Here is a 21,277-nt window from a genome sequence, read left to right on the forward strand (position 1 = left end):
GATCTGTAACGGATCATCGGTCGCTCGGCGGTGTGATGTCAAGGCTGTGCACCCTGTGCGGGTCGCGGGATCACAACCGTCCGGAAACCTGTTTCCCCAGGGCATGACACGTGTCGTAGGCTGTAGGCGCGTCAATGCAGCCGCCGAGAAACTGATCGCGATAAGTCGAGGATGACAGCGCGAAACTCCCTTCGATGGCAACGATCTGGTACGAATCTGTTGACCAGACGCGCGACGTGCGGTTCGATAACTGAATCCCCAGGGGGCCGCCTCCCCACGGCTCCGCACCGAAAGAAGGACCCTGATGCGAACTCGTCACAGCAAATATCTGATCCGCGCCTTGTGCGTGGCGGCGGCCGCCGCGATGGTCGTCGCCCCCGCAACGGTCGCGAACGCCGCCAGCCCCACCGGCATCCACGCCGCGGACTCCTCGGCGCCGCCCTCGAGCAAATCCGATGCGAAGACGCTCCGGATCGCCACCTCGGGCTTCGTGGACTCGTTCAACCCGTTCACGTCGATCTACCTGACGCCCACGAACATCCTGCGCTACACCTACGAGTTCCTCGTGCAGAACTCCCAGGAGGACGGGTCGCCCACCACGGGCCTCGCCGAGAAGTGGGAACCGACCGAGGGCGGAACCGTCTGGACCTTCACCCTGCAGGACGGCCTGAAGTGGTCCGACGGTGAGCCGATCACGTCGGCCGACGTCGCCTACACCTACCAGTCGATGATCGACGACCCGGCGATGGGCGTCGCCAACGGCGGCCTTCTCGCCAACGTCTCCTCCATCGAGACGCCGGACGACAAGACCGTCGTGCTGAACATGAAGGAGCCGCAGGCGTCGAACCCCGGCGTCGAGATCCCGGTCGTGCCCAAGCACGTGTGGGAGAAGATCGACAACCCCGCCGAGTACGCGAACGACAAGGACGTCGTCGGCTCCGGTCCGTTCCTGCTGGAGAGCTACAAGGCGAACCAGTCCATCGTGCTGAAGGCGAACAAGGAGTTCTGGAAGGGCGCTCCGAAGATCGACAAGATCCAGTACATCTACTACACCAACTCCGACGCCCAGGTGCAGGCGCTGCGCTCCGGCGACGTCGACATGGTCACGGGTCTCACCTCGACCCAGTTCGAGGCGCTCGACGGTGTGAAGGGCATCACCACGCACTCCGGCCAGGGTCGCCGCTACACGGCGCTCAGCTTCAACGTCGGCGCGAAGACCCAGGACGGCACCCCCTACGGCAACGGCAACCCCGCCCTGCAGGACGAGGCCGTCCGTCAGGCGATCCGACTCGGCACCGACACCAAGACGCTGCTCGACAAGGTGCTCGGCGGCTACGGCGTCGAGGCCACCAGCTTCATCCCGGCCTCGTACCCGAAGTGGGCGCTGCCGGCCGATGACAAGGCCATCATGAAGTTCGACCCCGACGCGGCGAAGCAGAAGCTCGAGGAGGCCGGCTGGAAGGCCGGCGCCGACGGCATCCGCGAGAAGGACGGGAAGAAGCTCCAGCTGCGGATGTTCGTGGACTCGAGCGCCCCGCTCGAGCAGTCCACGGCCGAGTACTTCGTCCCGTGGATGAAGGACATCGGGATCGCGATCAAGGTGGAGTCGTCGGACACCGACACGATCTCGGCCGAGACCACCAAGGGCAACTACGACATGTACGTCAGCGGCTGGAGCCAGGGCGCCGACCCCGACTACCAGCTGGGCATCAACACCTGCTCCGGCCTGGCGACCAAGACCGACGGCACCGGCGGCACGTCGCAGGACGGCTGGTGCGATCCGGAGTTCGACAAGCTCTACAACGAGCAGCACACCGAGCTCGACGAGAGCAAGCGCGAGGACATCGTGCGTCAGATGCTCGAGATGAATTACACCGCGACCCCGCAGATCGCGATCTGGTACGCCAACAGCCTCGAGGCGTACCGCTCCGACCGGTTCCAGGACTTCTCGTACATGCCGAAGAAGGACGGCATCATCGCCAACCAGTCCGGCTACTGGGGCTACCTCACCGTGCGTGCGGCCGGAGACGAGTCCGCGGCCACGGACAGCGGGTCGAACGTCGGGCTGATCGTCACGGGAGTGGTGATCGCCGTCATCGTGATCGGCGGCATCGTCTTCTTCATGATGCGACGCCGGAACAGCGCCGACGTCGAATGACACCCTGACCAGGATGGCGGGGGCCTGACCGGGCCCCCGCCATCTCGGCGACAGCAGAAGGAGACGCAGATGTCGAATGCGGTGCCGGCCACAGAGGCCGTCATCCTGGAGGAGCAGGGCGAGACGCCGCCGCGCGGCGTCCCCGCGCTGAAATACGCGCTCACCAAGATCGGCGGCGCGCTGATCAGCCTGGCGATGGTCATCCTGCTGGGATTCTTCGCCTTCAAGATCCTCCCCGGCGATCCCGTGGCATCGATCGCCAAGGATCGCATCATGACGCCGGAGCAGATGGCCGAGCTGCGCCGCCAGATGGGGCTGGACCAGCCGCTCTGGCAGCAGTTCGTCAGCTACCTCGGCAACGTGTTCACACTGAACTTCGGTGAGAGCTACGTGTACAAGCAGTCGGTCTCGTCGCTGATCGGCGAGTACTTCTGGAACACGATCCTGCTCACCGGCACCGCCGCGATCATCGCGATCACGCTCGGTCTCTGGCTCGGCCAGAAGGCCGGATGGCTGCACGGTTCCAGGTTCGACAAGATGACCACCGGCACCTCCCTGGTGCTGTGGTCGGTGCCGACCTTCTGGCTCGGCCTGCTGCTGCTGATGATCTTCGGCGGCACGCTGCACTGGTTCCCCACCGGCGGCATGACCTCGCCGAACCCGCCGGACGACGTGATCGGCCAGATCCTGGACGTGATCTCGCACATGGTGCTGCCCGTGATCACCATGGTCGCGGTCGTGTACGCCCAGTACGTGCTCGTGATGCGGGCATCCGTCATGGAGGAGAAGAGCGCCGACTACCTGGTCACCGCACGGGCGAAGGGCCTGCGCGACGACCTGGTGCGCAGCCGGCACGCGGTGCCGAACGCGCTGCTGCCCGCGGTCACGCTGGTGTTCATGCATCTCGGCGGACTGATCGCCGGTGCTGTCACCGTCGAGACGGTGTTCTCCTGGCCGGGGCTGGGCAAGCTCACCTTCGAGGCGATCCAGGGCCCTGACCTGCCTCTGCTGCAGGGCACCTTCGTCGTCTTCTCGGCGATCATCATCGTGATGAACCTCATCGCCGACTTCATCTACCGTGTGCTCGACCCGAGAGTGAGGCACGCATGAGCGCTCAGACCGCCACCATCGCGCGCTCGCCGCGCAGCATGGCATGGGCGCGCCGCCGCAAGGCGTTCGGCGCCTTCTGCCGCGAGTTCGCCCGCAGCCGCACCGGCATGGCCGGCCTGATCTTCCTCGTCGTCGTGATCGTGGTCGCCATCCTCGCGCCGCTGCTCGCCCCGGCATGGATGCTGGATGCCACGAAGCTGATCGACGCACCGCGCTTCGCGCCGCCGTCGTGGGAGCATCCGCTGGGCACCGACCACCTGGGTCGTGAGATCTGGGTGCGGATGGTGTGGGGCGCGCAGGTCTCGCTGATCGTCGGCTTCGCGGCCACCGCCGTGTCGATGCTCATCGGCACGATCGTCGGCATCGGCGCCGGCCACTTCACCGGCTGGACCGGCGGGCTGCTGATGCGCATCATCGACTTCTTCCTGGTGCTCCCGTCGCTGATCCTCGCGATCGTGCTCTCCTCGGTGCTGTCCCGGGGCGTCTGGACGATCGTCATCGCGATCGGTCTCACCTCCTGGGCGGGCACTGCCCGCGTGGTCCGCTCGCAGACCCTGTCGGTCGAGTCACGCGACTACATCGAGCGCTCCCGGGTGCTCGGCGCGGGCCACTGGCACATCATCGTCAAGCACCTGCTGCCCGGCGTGCTGCCGCTCGTGCTCGCCAACACCACGCTCACCGTCGGATCGGCGATCATCGCCGAGTCGACGCTGTCATTCCTCGGCCTCGGCGACACCACCATGCAGTCCTGGGGATCGGTGCTGAAGAACTCGATGGACTACTCCGCGGCGACGGCCGGCTACTGGTGGTACGTGCTGGTGCCCGGTGTCGCGATCGTGCTGGTGGTGCTGGCGTTCACGCTGGTCGGCCGTGCCGTGGAGAACATCATCAACCCGACCCTGAGGAGCCGTTGAGATGCCGGATCTGACCTTCGACGACGTCTCGATCACCTACCGCACGTCGGGCCGCGGCGGCCGTGGCGAGGTGCACGCGGTGAAGAACATCTCGCTGAAGCTGCCCGCGGGCGGCACCCTCGGGGTGGCGGGCGAGTCCGGCTCGGGCAAGTCCACGCTCGCGATGAGCGTGCTGCGGCTGCTGCCCGCCAACGCGAAGCTGACCGGCCGCGTGCTCGTCGGCGACACGGATGTGACCGAGCTGAGCTTCGGCGCGCTGCGCGCGCTGCGCTGGGCCGACGCCTCGATCATCTTCCAGGGCGCGATGCACTCCCTGAACCCGGTGCGCACCGTGGGCCAGCAGATCATGGAGGCCCTCGAGCTGCACGTCACGGATGCCTGGCGCACCGAGAAGGAGCGGAAGGCGCGCGTCGCCGAGCTGCTGCGCGTGGTCGACCTCGCTCCGCAGAAGATCGACGCCTACCCGCACGAGATGTCGGGCGGGCAGAAGCAGCGCGTGATGATCGCGATGGCGCTGGCCTGTGAGCCCGACATCATCATCGCCGACGAGCCGACCACGGCCCTCGACGTGATCGTGCAGAAGCAGATCCTCGAGATGATCAGCGCGCTGGTCACCGACCGCGGCATCTCGATGCTGATGATCAGTCACGACCTGTCGGTGCTCGCGACCGCCTGCGACCGGATCGCTGTCATGCGCGACGGCGAGCTGGTCGAGGTGGGGGAGTCGCTGCGGGTGTGCCTGCAACCGGAGCACCCGTACACGAAGCAGCTCGCCGACGCGTTCCCGACCATCGGAGATCCGGCATCCCGCCTGAACCCGGTGACACGGCGCGAGCGCCCGGCGGATGCGGGCGAGAAGCGGGGCCTGACCGACGAAGTGCTGCTGCAGGCGAAGGGGCTGAACGTCACCTTCCACGGTCGCGGCGAGGCGCTGCGCGCGGTGAAGAACGTCGATCTCGAGGTGCGCCGCGGTGAGATTCTCGCTCTGGTCGGCCAGTCCGGCTCGGGCAAGACCACCCTGGCGCGCACCCTCGTCGGGCTTCAGCACGCGGACGAGCCCTCGTCGGTGCGGTTCCGCGGGCAGGATCTGCCGCGCGGCGGCAAGGCGCTGCGGGCGTTCCGCAGCGAGGTGCAGATGGTGCTGCAGGACCCCACCGCGGCGCTGAACCCGAAGCTGAGCATCTACGAATCCGTCGCCGAGGGGCTGCGCGTGCAGCGCTACCCCGGTGACGAGGCCGAGCGGGTAGCGCAGAGCCTGACGGATGCCGAGCTGACGCCGCCGGAGCGGTTCATGACCGCGATCCCCCAGGAGCTGTCCGGTGGGCAGCGCCAGCGCGCAGTGATCGCCGGGGCGCTCGCGCTCGGCCCGCAGCTGCTGGTGGCCGACGAGCCCGTCGCCTCTCTGGACGCCTCGGTGCGCGGCGAGATCCTCGCCCTGCTGCTCTCCCTGCGCGATCGGCTGGGTCTGAGCGCCCTGGTGATCACACACGATCTCGGGCTGGCGTGGAACATCGCCGACACCGTGGCGGTGATGCTGGAGGGCGAGATCGTGGAGTACGGCACCACCGAGCAGGTGCTGCTGGATCCGCAGCACGACTACACCAAGCGCCTGCTCGCCGCGGCGCCGACGATCGAGCGGACCGGAGCGTGAGCGGGACCGCCGTGGCCGTGGACCGGCACGCCTACCTGACCGAGGCTCCGCTGCGGCCGGGAGACCGGATGCACTTCATCACACCCTCCGGTCTCGGCGACGCCGAGAGCCTGGAGCGCGCGGTCGGGTACTACCGCGACTGGGGGCTCGAGGTCACCGTCGGCGAGCACGTGCTGCATCCGCATCCGCGGGCGAAGTACCTCGCAGGACCGGATGCCGGACGCCGCGACGACCTCGTGGACGCCTGGCTCGATCCCGACACCGCCGCCGTCGTGTGCGTGCGCGGCGGCTACGGTGCGATGCGTCTGCTGGACGGGATCGACTGGGACCTGATGCGCGGAGCGGCGCTGCGCCGTGACGGCCGGCCGAAGCTGCTCACCGGATCATCCGACATCACCGCGTTGCACGAGGCGTTCCGCGTGCACCTCGATGTGCCGACGCTGTTCTGCCCGATGCCGGGCAATGACGTGTTCCGCGACTCCGAGATCGTTCGCGACGACGTGCACCGCTGGCTGTTCGAGCCGTGGGGAGGGCGTTCGATCGTGGGACCCGCGGCGGAGGTGCTCGTGGCGGGAAGCGCGGCGGGCCGGTTCACCGGTGGCAACCTGGCGCTGCTCGCCGGTGCACTCGGGGCGCCCGAAGCGGCCGTGACGCCGGACGGCATCCTCTTCCTCGAGGACATCGACGAGGATCTGTACCGGCTGGACGGCTTCCTGCTGGCTCTGCTGCGCGCAGGGCGCATCGACGCCGCATCCGGCATCGTGCTCGGCTCGTGGCACAACTGCGCGGTGCGTGACGGGGTGGCCGACCTCGACGGGGTTCGCGCCCTCATGACGGAGTACTTCGCCGAGCTCGGCAAGCCGGTGCTCTGGGAGCAGGGCTTCGGGCACGACCCGAACGCGCTGAGCCTGCCGCTGAACGTGGACGGTGCGCTTGAGGCCGGGGAATCCGGCATCCGGCTGGTCGTCGGAGAGGAACTGCGATGACGATCGAACTGCCGGAGCTGGATGAGCGGGTCACCTGGTCGATCCGCGTCGTGGATGCCGGAACCGGCGCCGTGCTCGCCGAGCACACGCCCGACCAGCAGTGCGAGACCGCGAGCATCGGCAAGATCTTCCTGTTGATCGAGGTGGCGCGGCGGCTCGCCGATGGCTCGCTGACGGCGGATCAGATCGTGCCGATCCCCGCGGAGCACGTGGTCGAGGACTCCGGACTGCTGTACCGGATGCGGGATCAGGCGCTGTCCGTGCACGATGCCGCTCTGTTCGTCGGCGCGTTCAGCGACAACCTCGCCACCAACGCACTGATCGCGCTGTGCGGGCTGGAGGAGGTGCGCGCGGTCGCGCCGTCGCTCGGGTACACCGACACGGCCCTGCACGACTACATCCGCTCGGAGCGCACGCCGGATCTGCCGTGGACGCCGTCGTTCGGCACCGGCGCCGAGCTCGCCGACGTGATGCGCAGGCTGGGCGCGGGCGAGGTGGTCTCGCCCGCGGTGAGCGCGCAGGTGCTGACCTGGCTCGCCGCGAACGCCGACACCTCGATGGTGGCGGACTCCCTGCTGCTCGATCCGCTGGCGCACGTCGAGCCCGAGTACCAGGACATGGTGCTGCGTCACAAGACCGGCAGCACGTCGTTCGCACGCATCGACACCGGGCACCTCTCCGGCCCCGCCGCAACCGTCGCGTATGCGGTGGCAGCGAACTGGAAGGGCAGCACGGAGGATCTGCGCGCCCCGGTGATCGACGCGATGCGCGCGATCGGCGAGCAGCTGCGGGCACACGTCACCGGCCTCGCGCGCGACGACGCCGCGCTCTGAGCCGTGACTCACGGCGTTAGCATCGACGGATGACTCGGAACGGACGACTCGGCGTCGGCATCATCGGCGCGGGGCGGGTGGGGCCGGTGATCGGTGCCGCGCTCGCCGGAGCAGGACACGCGATCACGGGGATCACCTCGGGTTCGGACGACGACCGCGCGGCGGCCGTGCTGCCCGGGGCGGAAGTGCTCGATGCAACCGAGGTCGTCAGGCGCAGCGAGCTGGTCGTGCTGGCTGTGCCGCACGACCAGTTGCCGGGCCTCGTCGCGGGGCTCGCCGGGACCGGGGGCTGGCAGATGGGTCAGCTCGTGCTGCACACCGATCCCGAGTACGGCATCGAGGTACTGCGGCCGGCCGCCGAGCGAGGCGCGATCCCGCTGGCCGTGCATCCGGCGATCTCGTTCACCGGCACCACCGTCGATCTGCGTCAGCTGCAGGCGTCGTACGCGGCGGTCACCGCACCCGCGGCGGTGCTGCCGATCGCGCAGGCACTGGCGGTGGAGCTCGGCTGCGAGCCGGTCGTCGTCGCCGAAGAGGATCGTGCGGCATACGCCGAGGCGATCGCCACGGCATCCGAGTTCTCCCGCTCGATCGTCGGACAGGCCACTGGTCTGCTGCGCGGCATCGGGGTGGAGAATCCCGGCGGCTACCTCTCGGCGCTGGTGCAGTCCACGGTGGAGCGCGCTCTTCGCGAGGCATCCGATCCCGCGCCGGACCTCAGGGACGTCTGATGGAGATCACCCACCTCGAACCCGTCTCGGGCCTCGCCTGGAGCGTGTTCCGCGGTGGGCGCGAGGACGTCCTGCGCGCTCTCGGCCGCGAGCACGCCGATGCGATCCGCGCGTTCCGCGATCTGCCGGGCGGGAGCTGGGAGGCGCAGATGCACCGAGCGGACGGCGTCGCCGCCGCGCGGCTCGACGCCGTCATCGCCTCGACGCGACGGCTGCTGCCTCTCGAATCGCAGGAGCTCGCGTGGATCGCCGAGGGAGCGGGGATGCCGGAGCGGGATGTGTGGGCACGGAACCTGCGCGGCGACCTGGGCAGTGACGGCACGGGATGCAGCGATGTCGCGCTGACCACGGATGCCGGTGTGCTGATGGGACACAACGAGGACGGCGACGGCGAGCTGCACGAGGAGATCCGGCTGGTCACGCTCGACATCGAGGGGGATCCCGCGGTCACCGCCGTCTGGTACCCGGGCATGCTGCCCTCGAACGCGTTCGTCACGACCTCGGCCGGCCTCGCGTTCGGCATGGACCATGTTCCCGTCGCAGTGGCGAACACGGACGGCGCCGGGCGGCACTTCGTCGCCCGGCACGCGCAGCGCCAGCACGACGGAGGCGCGGCGCGCGCCGCGCTGTCCGGTGTGCCGTGCGCCGGCGGGTTCGCGTTCGATGTCGCGGACGCCGGCGGGCGGGCCGACCTGATCGAGAATGCTGCGGGGCGCACCGCGAAGACGTCGGGCGCATATCGGCACACGAACCACCTGCGTCTCGTGGACGGCACCGAGGACGGCCTCGCCGTCCCCGCCGACGACGAATGGCTGCAGGAGAGCAGGAACCGGCTCGGCGTGCTGAACGGATGCGGGGCACCGGAGACGGCACATGACGTGTTCGCGGCGTTGCGGACCCCCGGCGTGCTGGGTCGGTCCGATGACATGTGGACCTTCGTCACGGCCGTGGTCGACACCGCCGCTGACGAGATCCTTCTCGCCGGGAGCGGAGCGCCCTGGCGCGGCCGATGGAGCGCATTCGCGCGAGGGGAGCGTGTGTCGCTGTGACGATCGGATTCGACGAGCTGGAGCAGGAGTTCCCGGGGCTGACAGTGTCGGCGCTCGCCGCGGACGTCGACACAGGAGCAGAGGTGTTCCGCCACCATCCCGATCGGGTGCTCGACACGGCGAGCGTGGGCAAGATCTTCCTGCTTCATCGCCTGCTGTCGGAGGTGGATCAGGGCACCCGCAGTCTCGAGGAACGGGTGACCCGGCGCCCGGTCGAGCAGTTCGACAACTCCGGCATCTGGTACCTGCTGCAGCAGGACACCCTGTCGCTGTACGACGTGGCGGCGCTGATCGGAGCCACCAGCGACAATGCCGCGACCAACACCCTGTGCCGGGTCATCGGACTGGATGTCGTGCAGCAGCACACCCGGGCGCTCGGCTATGCGCACTCCGGGCTCGACGACGTGGTGCGCTGGCCGCTGCCGCCCGGCGCCCCGCGCACGCTGTCGCACGCGAACGCGGAGGAGATGGTGCGCTTCGTGACGCGCACCGCCCGCGGTGATGACCTCAGCCCGGCCTCGGCGGACACCCTGCAGCGATGGCTCGGAGCCGGGATGGACCTGTCCATGGTCGGCTCGGCGTTCGGGCTCGACCCGCTCGCGCACTACCTCTTCGATCGCGACATCTGGCTGTGGAACAAGACCGGCACGATCAGCACTGTGCGCGCCGACGTCGGCCTTGTCATGTCGCCGGAGCGGCGCCTGGCCTATGCCGTGTTGATCAACTGGGAGCGCGACGCACCCGCCCGCGACCGCGTGCTCGAGGTGATGCGGCGAGCGGGGCTCGTGCTCCGCGGCGAACTGGGCGGCTGAGCCCTCTACGGCTTCGAGGACACGACCTTCACGCCGTCGGGCAGCGTCGTCCCCATGAGCGCGGCATACTGCGCAGCCTTGTCGCGGTCGAAGTCCTGCCCGGCGATCTGAACCGACCCGGGAAGCGTCTGCCCGCACTCCAGCTGGAGCGTGGGTGCGGAGAGGAGTGTGCCGTCCAGCAGGATCGCCATGCGCTTCAGCCCCGGGTCCGCCGCGCAGGCGACGGACCCGGAGAGCTCAGCCATCGCGTCCGCACCGCTCTTGGTGAAGTCGACCTGCACGCTCCACTGGTTCTGTACGACCACTGCCTTCGTCGTGCTGAGGTCCTTCTCCGTGACCTCGACCGGTCCCAGCTCGAGCACCTCGTCCTCATCGGTCGTCACGATGCAGGCGGACCGGTCGTCCGCGCAGTCCGCCGACGCGCCTGCTTCGTTGTCCTGCGCCTCGACGGGACGGATCGCGAAGTCGCCAGGAGCGGTGAAGAGATCCGCGCGGACCTGTTGGTCCTTGCCGTCCTTCCGCGGAGGGTTGTAGTGCACGGTCACCTTGTCGCCGTCGGTCTCGATGCTGCGCTCGGAGATTCCGGCGATCTCGAGCCGATGCCCGAGATGCTCGGCGACGGCCTCCGCTCTGCCCGAGGGAACGCTCAGCACCACCTCGTGGCTGAGGGGCGGCGTCGTGAAGGGCAACGCAGTGCAGCCGGTCAGCAGTAGAGCTGCGGCGGTGGCGGCCAGGGCGCCGCGGAGGATCGAGCGGCTCATGCGCAGGAGCATACCCGGCTGCCATGAGTTCGCCGGTCACGGCGGAGCCGGATCGGAATCCGACCCGGCTCCGCCTCTGCAGCCCTCGTCACCTGGCGACGGTCAGCACATCTCCGGTGCAGCCCTCGCAGTCGGTGAGAACCGCGCGCGCAGCCGTGCCGTCGACCGCGAGCTCGACCGTGTTGTTCCGTCCGGAACCGGGCTTCGCCACGGGACCGGTGATTCGGGCGGACACGGTGATTCGCACCGCGTCACCGGCTCGAAGGTCTCCCTTCCAGACCGCGGTCGCTCCCTTCAGCGTCACTCGTCCCGAACTCGCTGTCACGCGCACCGGGGACGTGTTGTCCACGACATCGGCGAGGTCGATCCGCACCGTCGCCTCCTTCACAGACGTATCCGATGCGGTCGCCCTGACGGTCCAGCTCACCGGGGTGCCCGGGCGCACTGACGATTCCGCAGCCGGGTCCGACGAAGACGTGAGCGTCCACTCCGGAGTGCGAGGCGCCTGGAACACAGGTTCGGCGCCGAAGTACGGAGCATGACCGAGGAACCGCAGGTAGGGATCGAAGGACGCGAACGAGTCGACCTGCTGCGGCGAGTTCCACACGGTCTGCGCGAACAGGCGCAGGCGCGGCATCAGCGTGTTCGTCAGCACCGACTCGGGCGCCCAGCCGTGCGCGTCGTCCCAGATGGGGAAGAACTGCCCTGCGACGTCGTCGCGAAGCTCAGGCTTCGCCTCGTACGGAGCACCCCAGCCGCCCGAGAAGGTGTACGGGTTGCTGTAGTTCTTCCATGCGTACTCCGGCAGAGGGCGGTTGATGACCGAGCCGTTGCGGGTGTCGCCCGAGGTGAGGTCGGCGGTGCCCATCGTCGGCCAGAGGTCGTGGTACAGATCGGACGAGGAGCCCACCACCTGACGGCCCTCCGCGAGCAGGTCGTTCGCATCGACGGAGCCGTAGATCTCGGCCCAGAAGATGACGGTGATGTCCTTGTCCAGAGGGACGATCTTGTTGCGTCCGTTGAGCTGGTCGTTCCACACCATGGTGTGCCGGCCGGCATCCTTCAGCGCCTTGTTGACGTAGTTCAGGAACCAGGCGTACGAGTCGCGCGTGGTCGCCGAGGAGTTCCCCGTCTCGGAGCGGATCCAGTCCTGCAGCACCGTCTGCGAGTCGAGGGCCATGAACTCGTCGGCCCCGATGTGCACGTACGGCGACTGGAACGTCTCGCCCATCTCGACGGCCACGTCGGCGAGCCGCTTGCGGACGTCCTCCCGGGAGTAGTTGTAGGCCTCGCCGGCGAGCATGTAGCCGGGCTCAGGGAACACCTTCGCGTCGAGAGTCGCGTGGGCGGGCATGTCGAACTCGGGGATGATCGTGACGTGGTACCGCTTGGCGAACGCCACGAGGTCGGTGATCTCGGCCTTGCTCCAGGAACCTCCGTCGGGCAGGTGATCGACCAGTTCGGGGAACACGTCGCTCTCGACGCGGAGCCCCTGGCCGTCCTTGACCCGCAGGACCATGGTGTTCATGTTCGTCCAGGCCAGGTCCTTGATCTGGTCCTTCAGCCAGGCGATCGAGTAGAACCGCCGTCCAGAGTCGACCTGCAGGGCACGGAACCGCATGTCGGTCCAGTTCACCGCGGTGCCGGCGGGAAGGGTCGTCGCCCCGGTCGCCGCCTTGGTGCTCTGCAGCGCCTGGCCCAGGGTGCTGAACGCGTACAGCACTCCGGCCTCGCCGCCGGCGGTGATCACGATGCCGTCGGGCGTGGACTCGATGGCGTAGGCCTCGTCGGCGAGCTTCCGGGCGTTGGCCGGTGCGTTCGCCGGGATCGGCACGTCGCCGAGCTTCACGAACACGCTGTCCCTTCCTGCTGGCGCGGTGCCGACGGTGAGGGTGGCGTCGTCGGTGACGCCGAGCTTCCGCAGGTTCGCCGTGCCGAGGTCGGCCTCGTCGGTGATCTTCGCGGCGGAGTCCGCATCCACGACGATCCGCTGCACGGCGCCCTTCCATGCGCCGTCGGCGGGCGCGAAGCTCTGCACAGCGGGGATCGTGACGGGGTATCCGTTCGCACCCAGGGGCGGGGCGTCCCAGCCGGTCGGCGCCTGCTGGGGCTTGGTCGCCGGGCCGACCTCGGTGACGGTGAAGTCGTCGCAGTACGCGGGGGAGACGTTGCCGCCCACGAAGCAGAAGGCGTTCAGCTCGGTGGTGCGCGGGCCGGTGGTGATGGTCGTCCGGTAGGTCGACCACTGGGTGCCGCCGTCGGGCGTGGTGATGCCGGCCGCGTACTCGCCGCCGCCGTCACCGCGGGCGAGGCCGCGATAGTAGGGGGCGCTCTCGGAGTCGAAGATGCCCCAGCGGATGCCCTGGCCCTTCAGCGCGACCGAGAACTCGTAGGTGGTGTTGGGGGTGATGCCGGTCACCGTCTTGTTGACCATGCCGCGGTCGACCCCTGTGCCGCGCACCGGCAGGTTGCCGCCGATCGGGGTCTTGGTGTTGGCGTCCGCATAGGGAAGCCCGATGCGGGCAGCGGTGCCGGTGCCGTCGGCACCGGGGGTGATCAGCGCGGCGTGGTTGTGCTGGGTCTGCGCACCCCACTGCCCCGACTCGAAGCCGCCGTCGATGACGACCGGCCCTTCGGCGGCGCTCGCAGCCGCCTGGACAGCGGCCGGTGCGACGAGCAGCGCTCCCGCCACGGCGAGGCATGACGCCATCGTCAGAATCCGTCTGTTGTGCACGTCCTCGTACTCCTTCCGGGTGCCGCGGGCGCGGCTCGCCGGTAGATTACCCGGTTAAGTAAACGGGAGTAAAGGACTCTTCCCGAACTGATCCTGCGCCGCTTTCGGGTTCGCAGGGTCGCGCGCTACATTCGCAGGGTGACGACGCCGGGGACACGCCAGCAGAGGCTCACCATGCGTGACCTCGCCGCGGAGCTCGGTGTCTCGCACGCCGCCATCTCGTACGCGCTGAACGGCAAGCCGGGCGTCGGCGAAGAGACCAGGGCGCGGATCATCGAGGCCGCGAGCAGGCGCGGCTGGCAGCCGAACATCGCGGCCAGGGCGCTCGCCGGGCAGGGCACGGGATCGATCGGCCTGGTGCTCGCACGCGGCGCCGACGAACTCGCCAGGGACACCTTCTACCTGCGCTTCATCGCGGGTATCCAATCCGAGCTCTCGCCGCGCGGCCTGACCCTCACGTTCCAGATCGCGGACTCGCTGGAATCCGAGATCGACGTGTACCGGCTCTGGGCGGCGCAGAGCCGCGTCGACGGACTCATCGTCGTGGACCCCCGGCTGGATGATCCGCGACCCGAGGTGCTGCAGGCGCTCGGCACCCCTGCCGCACTGGTGGGAGGGCGCGACCACGCCGAAGGCGACATCGCCGTGGTCGGCGCCGACGACGACTCGCCGATGGCGGCGCTCGTTCAGATGCTCGTCGCTCGCGGGCACCGGCGGATCGCGTACGTGGCAGGGCCGGCGGACTTCGCGCACGCGATCGTGCGCGCCGACTCCTACCGTTCGACGATGGCCGATGCCGGGATCAGCCCGCTGAGCGTCATCCACACCCACTACAGCCCGGACGAGGCGGCGGATGCCTGGCGGCGGCTGCGCGACGAGCATCCGACCGCGATCATCGCCGACAACGATCAGCTGGCCGTCGCCGTGCTCGGCAGCGCCCGCGCGGATGGGGTCGAGGTGCCTGAGGAGCTGAGCATCGTGTCGTGGGAGGACTCGCCGCTGTGTGAGGCGACGACCCCGCAGATCTCGGCGCTGTGGCGGGACTCGTTCGCGCTCGGTCGCCGCGCGGCCGCCGCTATCATCTCGGAGATCTCCGATCACGCGTCCGAGGTCGTCGCGATCGAGGCGGCGGTGCTGCGCGACCGCGGCACGATCGCTGACGTGGCACCCGCATCCTGACGCCCCGAGAGGACCGAGGAGGCTCCGCGGGACGCACAGGGGCACCCCGGTAGACTGGAGGGCGACTTTCGAGGAGCCCGCACATGACCGACGCGACCGCAGCCGCGCCCACAGACGACACCGCCGAGGCGGATGACACCTTCGAGCAGCGCGAGGTGCGCCTCGCCAAGCGCGACAAGCTGATCACCGAGCGCGCGGATGCCGCGGGCGGGGCGTTCCCGGTCTCCGTGCCGGTGACGCACACCATCCCGGCGCTCCGCGCGGAGTACGGCGAGCTCGAGGCCGGCGCCGAGACCGGCGTCGTCGTCGGGGTGGCCGGCCGCATCGTGTTCAGCCGCAACACCGGCAAGCTCTGCTTCGCCACGCTGCAGGCCGGAGACGGCAGCCGTATCCAGGCGATGATCTCGCTCGCGAACGTCGGCGAGGAGTCCCTCGCCGCGTGGAAGGAGCTCGTCGACCTCGGCGACCACGTGTTCGTGCACGGCGAGGTGATCTCCAGCCGTCGCGGCGAGCTGTCGATCATGGCCGACGACTGGACCATCGCGTCGAAGGCGATCCTGCCGCTGCCGAACGTGTACGGCGAGCTCAGCGAGGAGGGCCGCGTGCGCAGCCGCTTCCTCGACCTGATCGTGCGCGACCAGGCCCGCACCACGGTGCGCGCCCGCGCCGCGGTGAACGCCAGCCTGCGCGCCACGTTCACCAGCCATGATTTCCTCGAGGTGGAGACCCCGATGCTGCAGGTGCAGCACGGCGGGGCATCCGCTCGTCCGTTCATCACGCACTCGAACGCGTTCGACACCGAGCTGTACCTGCGCATCGCGCCGGAGCTGTACCTGAAGCGCGCCGTCGTCGGCGGCATCGAGCGCGTCTACGAGATCAACCGCAACTTCCGCAACGAGGGCGCCGACTCCACGCACAGCCCCGAGTTCGCGATGCTCGAGGCCTACCAGGCGTACAGCGATTACAACGGCATCGCCGACCTCACCCAGGAGCTCGTGCAGAACGCGGCGATCGCGGTCGCGGGCTCCACCACGGTGACCTGGGCAGACGGCACCGAGTACGACCTGGGCGGCCAGTGGGACCGCATCTCGATGTACGGCTCGCTCTCCGAGGCGGCCGGCCGCGAGTTCACCCCGCAGGACTCGCTCGAGGACCTGATCGCGTTCGCCGAGGCGAACGAGGTCGAGCTGCCCCCGCACGCCACGCACGGCAAGCTGATCGAAGAGCTCTGGGAGCACTTCGTCAAGCCGGGCCTTTCGCGCCCCACCTTCGTGATGGACTTCCCGGTCGACACGTCGCCGCTGGTGCGCGACCACCGCTCCACCCTGGGCGTCGTCGAGAAGTGGGACCTCTACGTGCGCGGCTTCGAGCTGGCCACCGGGTACTCCGAGCTGGTCGACCCGGTCATCCAGCGCGAGCGCTTCATCGAGCAGGCCAAGCTGGCCGCCGGCGGCGACCTCGAGGCGATGCGCGTCGACGAGGAGTTCCTGCGCGCGCTCGAGCACGGCATGCCGCCCACGGGCGGCATGGGCATGGGCATCGACCGCCTGCTGATGGCCGTCACCGGTCTCGGCATCCGCGAGACGATCCTCTTCCCGCTGGTCAAGTAACGCCCGCCGGTCAGCCGGCCTGCGCCGCGAGGCGCTCTCCGCGCGCCATCAGCCACATCGGCAGCAGCGCGCTCTCGAGCACGCGCAGCAGCAGACCGGTCAGGCCGTGGTCGGGATCGATCTGCCGTGACATCCGCAGGTAGGCGTCGGCGTGGGTCGATCTGCCCAGCGCCCACGACAGCCACGCGGCAGACGCCAGGGCGCCGGGCTTCAAGTCGCGCGGTGCGCAGGCCACGGCGTAGCGCACCACGTCCAGCGCCCGGCGCAGTCGGGCCGGATCGGGGTCGCCGGCTCGACCGAGGAAGATGTCCCCGATCTCGCTCGGCGTCTCCGCACCGTGGCGTGCGTGCCCCAGCTGCGCATCGAACGCGCGCATGCCGGTGGCGTGATCACTCGCCCACTGCACCAGCACGGCGTCCCGCAGCGCGGGACGGTGCAGGCACCAGAGCAGCGCGGCGCACGCGAACGGCGGCGGATCCTCTTCGCCCTCCAGCAGCATCTCGGCGAAGGCGGGTATGTCGTCGAGCATGACCGCCGCGCCGATGGCCTGCGGGTTCTCCTCCGAGCCGAGCTGTGCGCCGCCGCATCGCACCCGCTCCAGCACGGCGTCCAGGTCGTGCAGCGCCATGCCGACCCGCTGGCGGGCGGCGAGGTCGGCCGGCGGCAGTTCGGTGCCCGCATGCTGGTCGGCCGCGACGTCGACGCCCGGCAGATCGGGCACCGCGGGGATCTCGGAGAGCGGACGCAGCGCGGGCTCTGGGTCGAGATAGTCGCTCCACCCCGAAGGCAGCACGCACAGCCCCTCGACGATGTGGAACCCCTCTTCGTTCGCGCTGCCGAGCAGGTGCTCGACGAGCAGCGACTGCGGCAGTACCAGGCCGTCGCGCGTGGGAGTGGCATCCTCATCGGAGTAGACGACCAGCGCGATCGCATCGCAGCCGCGCACCTGCGTGAGCAGGTCGAGCACGGCATCGACGAAGTCGCAGGGCTCGTCGCCGCCGGGTGGGAGATCCATCCGCAGCACGCCGGGTGCGCGGGTGCCGTGGAACGGCAGCAGCACCAGGCTGCGCGCCGGGGTGTAGCCCGCGAGCGCGGGGACGAGACTGAGCAGTTCTGCGGCATCCGATGCCTTGATGATCGTGTCCATCGCTCGAGCGTGCTCGCGGCAGCGGAGCCCTTCTCCGCGGGAATTCCCGCCCTGCGCGGGATCGGTGCGGATCCCCCTGGTGGGGAGGGCGAGTGGAACACGCGTACGATGGAGGGGTGGACAGCTATTGGACTGCAGTGATCTGGTCGATCCTTCCGACCATCGCCGTCTGCCTCGTCTTCTACTTCGTGCTGCGCGGAATCCTCCGCTCCGACCGCACCGAGCGCAAGGTGCACGCCGAGATCGAAGCCGAAGAGCGCGCGCGGCGAGGCCTGCCCCCTCGCGCCTCCTGACGACGTCCCTGCCAGCCGCTACGCTGATCCGAGCGACTGACGGAGGCGGGGGATGATCAACACCAGCAACTGGCCGTGGTGGATCGTCGCCGTCATCGCCGTGATCGACCTCGCGATCCGCGTCGTCGCGATCATCGTCATCCCGCGCAACCGTCGCCCCACCTCGGCGATGGCATGGCTGCTGGCCATCTTCTTCCTGCCCGAGATCGGCATCATCCTCTTCCTGCTGATCGGCAATCCGCGGCTGCCGCGTGCACGTCGCCGCAAGCAGGCGCAGATCAACGAGTACATCGCTGACACCTCCAGCAACCTGCGCTTCGGCACGCTGCGCCCGAACGCGCCTGACTGGTTCCCGCCGCTGGTCCTCATGAACCAGCGACTCGGTGCCATGCCGCTCGCCGGCGACAACGGCGCGCACCTGATCGCCGACTACCAGGAGTCGCTCGACGCGATGGCCGACGCCATCCGCGAGGCCACCGAATACGTGCACGTCGAGTTCTACATCCTGCAGGCGGATGCCGCGACCGACAACTTCTTCCGCGCCCTCGAGGAGGTCGCGGCCCGTGGCATCCCCGTCCGCGTGCTGCTGGACTTCTGGGCCAACAGAGGCAAGCCGAAGTACAAGCAGACCCGCAGGCGCCTCGAGGCGATGGGTGCCGACTGGCACGAGATGCTGCCCGTGCAGCCGCTGCAGGGCCGCTGGCAGCGCCCAGACCTGCGCAACCACCGCAAGCTGCTCGTCGTCGACGGGAAGACCGCCTTCGTCGGGTCGCAGAACATCACCGACTCGTCGTACAACCTGCGCAAGAACATCAAGCGCGGTCTGCACTGGGTCGACCTCATGGTCAAGGTCGACGGACCGATCGTCGCGAGCGTGAACGCCGTCTTCCTCAGTGACTACTACGCCGAGACCGACCGGGTGCCGGAAGGCATCGACATCACTCGCGTCGAGACCGGCAGCGGCGACCTCGACTGTCAGATCGTGCCCTCCGGGCCGGGATTCGAGGCCGAGAACAACCTGCAGCTCTTCCTCGGGCTTCTCTACGGCGCGAAGCGGAAGATCATGATGGTCAGCCCCTACTTCGTGCCGGACGAGGCGCTGCTGCTGGCCGTCTCCACCGCCTGCGACCGCGGTGTGCAGGTCGAGCTGTTCGTCTCGGAAGAGGGCGATCAGGCGATGGTCTATCACGCCCAGCGCAGCTACTACGAGGCGCTGCTGAAAGCCGGCGTGCGCATCTGGATGTACCGTAAGCCGTTCATCCTGCACACGAAGTCGCTCACGATCGACGACGACGTCGCGGTGATCGGTTCGAGCAACATGGACATGCGCTCCTTCGGTCTGAACATGGAGATCTCGATGCTCGTGCGCGGCGAGGAGTTCGTCACCGAGATGCGCGCCGTCGAGGACGAGTACCGCAGCCTGAGCCGCGAGCTCACCCTCGAGGAGTGGGAGCAGCAGCCGCTGCGCTCCACCGTGCTGGACAATCTCGCGCGTCTCACCTCCGCACTCCAGTAGACAGGGCGGTGGATGCCGGATGCCGGTACCGTGAAGGCATGAAGAGCACGCGCATCCTCCACACGACCACCGCGCTCGCCGCAGGAGTCCTGCTGATGGCGGGAATGGCCGGGTGCGCGCAGTCGCCGGCCGGCACATCGACGTCGGCCCCCGCGCCGACCAGCACCTCGGGTTCCTCTCCGGATGCCGGTGGCGTGGAGGTCGCCTGGCTGGACGAGGGACGCTCGTTCGCCGTCGTGACCTACGGGTCGTCGACTTGCGTGCCGCAGATGCAGTCGGTCTCGTCCGACGGGCAGACCGTCGAGGTGACGCTCGCCGATGCGGACCAGGAGGCCGCCTGCACCGCGGACTTCGCCCCGCGGGCGTCGCTGTCGGTCATGCCGGTCGAGGTCGATGTCACGAAGGACGTCGAGGTGAAGGTCGTGTACGGCGATCTGACAGACGACGCCGAGCTCGACGCCCTGCCGGCCGAGCCCGTGGGAGCCACCTCGATGAAGCCGTCGGCCGGGTGGTTCGACGACTCCGGGATCGCGCTGCTGACCTGGGGCTCCTCGACCTGTCCGCCTGTCGTCTCCGGCGTCGAGCAGGCGGATGCCGGTGCCACCGTGACCTTCGGGGAGACCGATCGTGTCTGCACGATGGACATGGCACCGCGGGTGACCCTGATCGGGCTCGAGCAGCCTGTGGACGACGATCTCGCGTTCACGCTGACGCTGACCGGCGGCAACCTCAGCGGCACCGTCGACGTGTTGCGCTGACTCAGAAGCGGCTGATGTCGTGCTGCTCGGGCAGCACGAGCAGCAGTCCGCCCTGGTCGATGCGGCAGCGGATGCGCACCGCCTCGCCGAACTCGTCGCCGTCCAGCTCGATCGAGGTCGGCTCGGTCATGGCGGCTTCGGCCGCCGTGCCGCGCAGGTAGCGGATCGAGGTGTCCCGTCCGCGGCGCTCCAGCACCCGGCGTCCCGCGCGGAACCGGCGCAGCACGGAGTTGTCCCACCAGATGCGCCGCCACACGCCGAGCCAGCCGAACGCGCCTGTGGGCTGGATGACCGCGACATCCAGCGTGCCGTCGTCGATCGAGGCATCCGGCACCAGCGCGATGCCGGCGGGCAGCGCTCCGCAGTTCGCGAACAGCATGCTCTGCACCTTGACGGTGTGCAGTCGCCTGTCATCGATCTGGTAGACCGTGCGGAAGGGCTTCGCTCCCGGCAGTGAACGGGCGGCGCCGTCCACGTAGGCGACCCAGCCGACCTGCTTCTTCAGGTTCGAGTTCGTGTTCGCGATCATCGCGGCGTCCAGGCCCATACCGGCGAGCACGACGAACGCGTGCTCCGACGTGCCGCCGTCCTCGCGTGTGAGGTGCGCCCAGCCGATGTCGACCGGATGGGTCTTGCCGCTGAACACGGCGTCGATCATCTTCTCGGGGTCGCCGAGCGGCAGCTCGAGGTTGCGGGCGAACAGGTTGCCGGTGCCGCTTGGCACGATCGCGAGCGGCACGCCGGTCCCGGCGATCGCCTCGGAGACCGCGCGAACCGTGCCGTCGCCGCCCGCGACGAGCACGGTCGAGGCACCATCCTCGATCGCCTGCCCGGTGGCATTCTGACCGGCATCCTCGACGGTCGTCTCGTAGAACTTCGGCGGCGACCAGCCGTGCCGCCGCGAAGCGGCTTTCAGCGCGACGTGCAGTCGCTTCTCGTCGACCTTGATCGGGTTGAACACCAGCGCGGCGTGCGACTGCCGGTTGCCGTGGGTGCTCATGTCGCCACTCTATTCCGTCCCGGAAGGAGCACGCC

General features: G+C 69.0%; 18 protein-coding genes. 14 read left to right on the plus strand and 4 right to left on the minus strand.

Going from position 1 to position 21,277, the window contains the following annotated elements; genetic code table 11:
* The first annotated feature begins 304 nt into the window (after nucleotides 1–304).
* The 9 genes from ACFVDO_RS11330 (at nucleotide 305) to ACFVDO_RS11370 (ending at nucleotide 10,244) form a co-directional block, all read left to right on the plus strand.
* Nucleotides 305–2,158 (plus strand): ABC transporter substrate-binding protein, encoded by a 1,854-nt coding sequence (locus tag ACFVDO_RS11330; protein WP_378858328.1) that lies wholly within the window; start codon nucleotides 305–307, stop codon nucleotides 2,156–2,158.
* Between the two features lie 69 nt (nucleotides 2,159–2,227).
* The gene (locus ACFVDO_RS11335) at nucleotides 2,228–3,268 is read left to right on the plus strand and encodes an ABC transporter permease (protein WP_378855420.1); all 1,041 of its coding nucleotides are present in this window, start codon (nucleotides 2,228–2,230) and stop codon (nucleotides 3,266–3,268) included.
* Nucleotides 3,265–4,182: an ABC transporter permease gene (locus ACFVDO_RS11340; RefSeq protein ID WP_378855422.1), complete on the plus strand. Its 918-nt coding sequence runs from the start codon at nucleotides 3,265–3,267 to the stop codon at nucleotides 4,180–4,182. Before ACFVDO_RS11335 ends, ACFVDO_RS11340 begins: the two co-directional genes overlap by 4 nt.
* Before the next feature lies 1 nt (nucleotide 4,183).
* Nucleotides 4,184–5,833 (plus strand): ATP-binding cassette domain-containing protein, encoded by a 1,650-nt coding sequence (locus ACFVDO_RS11345; RefSeq protein ID WP_378855424.1) that lies wholly within the window; start codon nucleotides 4,184–4,186, stop codon nucleotides 5,831–5,833.
* On the plus strand, nucleotides 5,830–6,819 hold the full coding sequence (locus ACFVDO_RS11350; RefSeq protein ID WP_378855426.1) for an LD-carboxypeptidase: 990 nt from the start codon (nucleotides 5,830–5,832) through the stop codon (nucleotides 6,817–6,819). The genes ACFVDO_RS11345 and ACFVDO_RS11350 overlap by 4 nt, the downstream gene beginning before the upstream one ends.
* Nucleotides 6,816–7,652, plus strand: a complete 837-nt coding sequence (locus ACFVDO_RS11355) for a serine hydrolase (protein WP_378855428.1) — start codon at nucleotides 6,816–6,818, stop codon at nucleotides 7,650–7,652. The genes ACFVDO_RS11350 and ACFVDO_RS11355 overlap by 4 nt, the downstream gene beginning before the upstream one ends.
* 29 nt (nucleotides 7,653–7,681) lie before the next feature.
* Nucleotides 7,682–8,383: a DUF2520 domain-containing protein gene (locus tag ACFVDO_RS11360; protein ID WP_378855430.1), complete on the plus strand. Its 702-nt coding sequence runs from the start codon at nucleotides 7,682–7,684 to the stop codon at nucleotides 8,381–8,383.
* Nucleotides 8,383–9,432 carry a C45 family autoproteolytic acyltransferase/hydolase gene (locus ACFVDO_RS11365; protein WP_378855432.1) on the plus strand — a complete coding sequence of 350 codons (1,050 nt, stop codon included), beginning with the start codon at nucleotides 8,383–8,385 and terminating at the stop codon, nucleotides 9,430–9,432. The genes ACFVDO_RS11360 and ACFVDO_RS11365 overlap by 1 nt, the downstream gene beginning before the upstream one ends.
* Entirely contained in the window at nucleotides 9,429–10,244 is an 816-nt protein-coding gene (locus ACFVDO_RS11370; protein ID WP_378855434.1) for a serine hydrolase, read from the plus strand. Before ACFVDO_RS11365 ends, ACFVDO_RS11370 begins: the two co-directional genes overlap by 4 nt.
* Nucleotides 10,245–10,249: 5 nt before the next feature.
* Here ACFVDO_RS11370 and ACFVDO_RS11375 read toward each other — a convergent pair whose 3' ends face one another.
* Together ACFVDO_RS11375 and ACFVDO_RS11380 are read right to left on the minus strand one after the other, a co-directional pair.
* The gene (locus ACFVDO_RS11375; RefSeq protein WP_378855436.1) at nucleotides 10,250–11,005 is read right to left on the minus strand and encodes a hypothetical protein; all 756 of its coding nucleotides are present in this window, start codon (nucleotides 11,003–11,005) and stop codon (nucleotides 10,250–10,252) included.
* Between the two features lie 88 nt (nucleotides 11,006–11,093).
* Nucleotides 11,094–13,739 carry a family 20 glycosylhydrolase gene (locus ACFVDO_RS11380; RefSeq protein WP_378855438.1) on the minus strand — a complete coding sequence of 882 codons (2,646 nt, stop codon included), beginning with the start codon at nucleotides 13,737–13,739 and terminating at the stop codon, nucleotides 11,094–11,096.
* A gap of 138 nt (nucleotides 13,740–13,877) precedes the next feature.
* Here ACFVDO_RS11380 and ACFVDO_RS11385 point away from each other — a divergent pair, with 138 nt between their 5' ends.
* A complete protein-coding gene (locus ACFVDO_RS11385) occupies nucleotides 13,878–14,918 on the plus strand; it encodes a LacI family DNA-binding transcriptional regulator (protein ID WP_378855440.1) in 1,041 nt (346 codons plus the stop codon).
* A gap of 83 nt (nucleotides 14,919–15,001) precedes the next feature.
* Nucleotides 15,002–16,528, plus strand: a complete 1,527-nt coding sequence (lysS, locus tag ACFVDO_RS11390; RefSeq protein ID WP_378855442.1) for a lysine--tRNA ligase — start codon at nucleotides 15,002–15,004, stop codon at nucleotides 16,526–16,528.
* Between the two features lie 10 nt (nucleotides 16,529–16,538).
* On the opposite strand, the gene ACFVDO_RS11395 is transcribed toward lysS, so the two are convergent.
* Complete coding sequence (locus tag ACFVDO_RS11395) at nucleotides 16,539–17,675, minus strand: DUF4192 family protein (protein ID WP_378855444.1); 1,137 nt, start codon at nucleotides 17,673–17,675, stop codon at nucleotides 16,539–16,541.
* A gap of 116 nt (nucleotides 17,676–17,791) precedes the next feature.
* Between ACFVDO_RS11395 and ACFVDO_RS11400 the strand changes: the two genes are divergently transcribed.
* From ACFVDO_RS11400 to ACFVDO_RS11410, 3 genes are read left to right on the plus strand one after another with little or no spacing between them, the layout of a single operon-like run.
* A complete protein-coding gene (locus ACFVDO_RS11400; RefSeq protein ID WP_378855446.1) occupies nucleotides 17,792–17,968 on the plus strand; it encodes a hypothetical protein in 177 nt (58 codons plus the stop codon).
* Nucleotides 17,969–18,020: 52 nt separating this feature from the next.
* On the plus strand, nucleotides 18,021–19,484 hold the full coding sequence (gene cls, locus ACFVDO_RS11405; protein ID WP_378855448.1) for a cardiolipin synthase: 1,464 nt from the start codon (nucleotides 18,021–18,023) through the stop codon (nucleotides 19,482–19,484).
* A gap of 38 nt (nucleotides 19,485–19,522) precedes the next feature.
* The gene (locus ACFVDO_RS11410; protein ID WP_378855450.1) at nucleotides 19,523–20,242 is read left to right on the plus strand and encodes a hypothetical protein; all 720 of its coding nucleotides are present in this window, start codon (nucleotides 19,523–19,525) and stop codon (nucleotides 20,240–20,242) included.
* 1 nt (nucleotide 20,243) lies between these two features.
* Here the strand turns inward: ACFVDO_RS11410 and ACFVDO_RS11415 are convergent, their stop codons facing one another.
* Complete coding sequence (locus ACFVDO_RS11415) at nucleotides 20,244–21,242, minus strand: diacylglycerol/lipid kinase family protein (protein ID WP_378855452.1); 999 nt, start codon at nucleotides 21,240–21,242, stop codon at nucleotides 20,244–20,246.
* Between the last annotated feature and the right edge of the window lie 35 nt (nucleotides 21,243–21,277).

The sequence above is a fragment of the Microbacterium sp. NPDC057741 genome, from assembly GCF_042798735.1.
Taxonomy (GTDB): Bacteria; Actinomycetota; Actinomycetes; order Actinomycetales; family Microbacteriaceae; genus Microbacterium.

Coding starts and splice junctions, on each gene's coding strand:
- ACFVDO_RS11330 (WP_378858328.1), top strand. CDS start 305: ATGCGAACTCGTCACAGCAAATATCTGATCCGCGCCTTGTGCGTGGCG.
- ACFVDO_RS11335 (WP_378855420.1), top strand. CDS start 2,228: ATGTCGAATGCGGTGCCGGCCACAGAGGCCGTCATCCTGGAGGAGCAG.
- ACFVDO_RS11340 (WP_378855422.1), top strand. CDS start 3,265: ATGAGCGCTCAGACCGCCACCATCGCGCGCTCGCCGCGCAGCATGGCA.
- ACFVDO_RS11345 (WP_378855424.1), top strand. CDS start 4,184: ATGCCGGATCTGACCTTCGACGACGTCTCGATCACCTACCGCACGTCG.
- ACFVDO_RS11355 (WP_378855428.1), top strand. CDS start 6,816: ATGACGATCGAACTGCCGGAGCTGGATGAGCGGGTCACCTGGTCGATC.
- ACFVDO_RS11360 (WP_378855430.1), top strand. CDS start 7,682: ATGACTCGGAACGGACGACTCGGCGTCGGCATCATCGGCGCGGGGCGG.
- ACFVDO_RS11365 (WP_378855432.1), top strand. CDS start 8,383: ATGGAGATCACCCACCTCGAACCCGTCTCGGGCCTCGCCTGGAGCGTG.
- ACFVDO_RS11375 (WP_378855436.1), bottom strand. CDS start 11,005: ATGAGCCGCTCGATCCTCCGCGGCGCCCTGGCCGCCACCGCCGCAGCT.
- lysS (WP_378855442.1), top strand. CDS start 15,002: ATGACCGACGCGACCGCAGCCGCGCCCACAGACGACACCGCCGAGGCG.
- ACFVDO_RS11395 (WP_378855444.1), bottom strand. CDS start 17,675: ATGGACACGATCATCAAGGCATCGGATGCCGCAGAACTGCTCAGTCTC.
- cls (WP_378855448.1), top strand. CDS start 18,021: ATGATCAACACCAGCAACTGGCCGTGGTGGATCGTCGCCGTCATCGCC.
- ACFVDO_RS11410 (WP_378855450.1), top strand. CDS start 19,523: ATGAAGAGCACGCGCATCCTCCACACGACCACCGCGCTCGCCGCAGGA.
- ACFVDO_RS11415 (WP_378855452.1), bottom strand. CDS start 21,242: ATGAGCACCCACGGCAACCGGCAGTCGCACGCCGCGCTGGTGTTCAAC.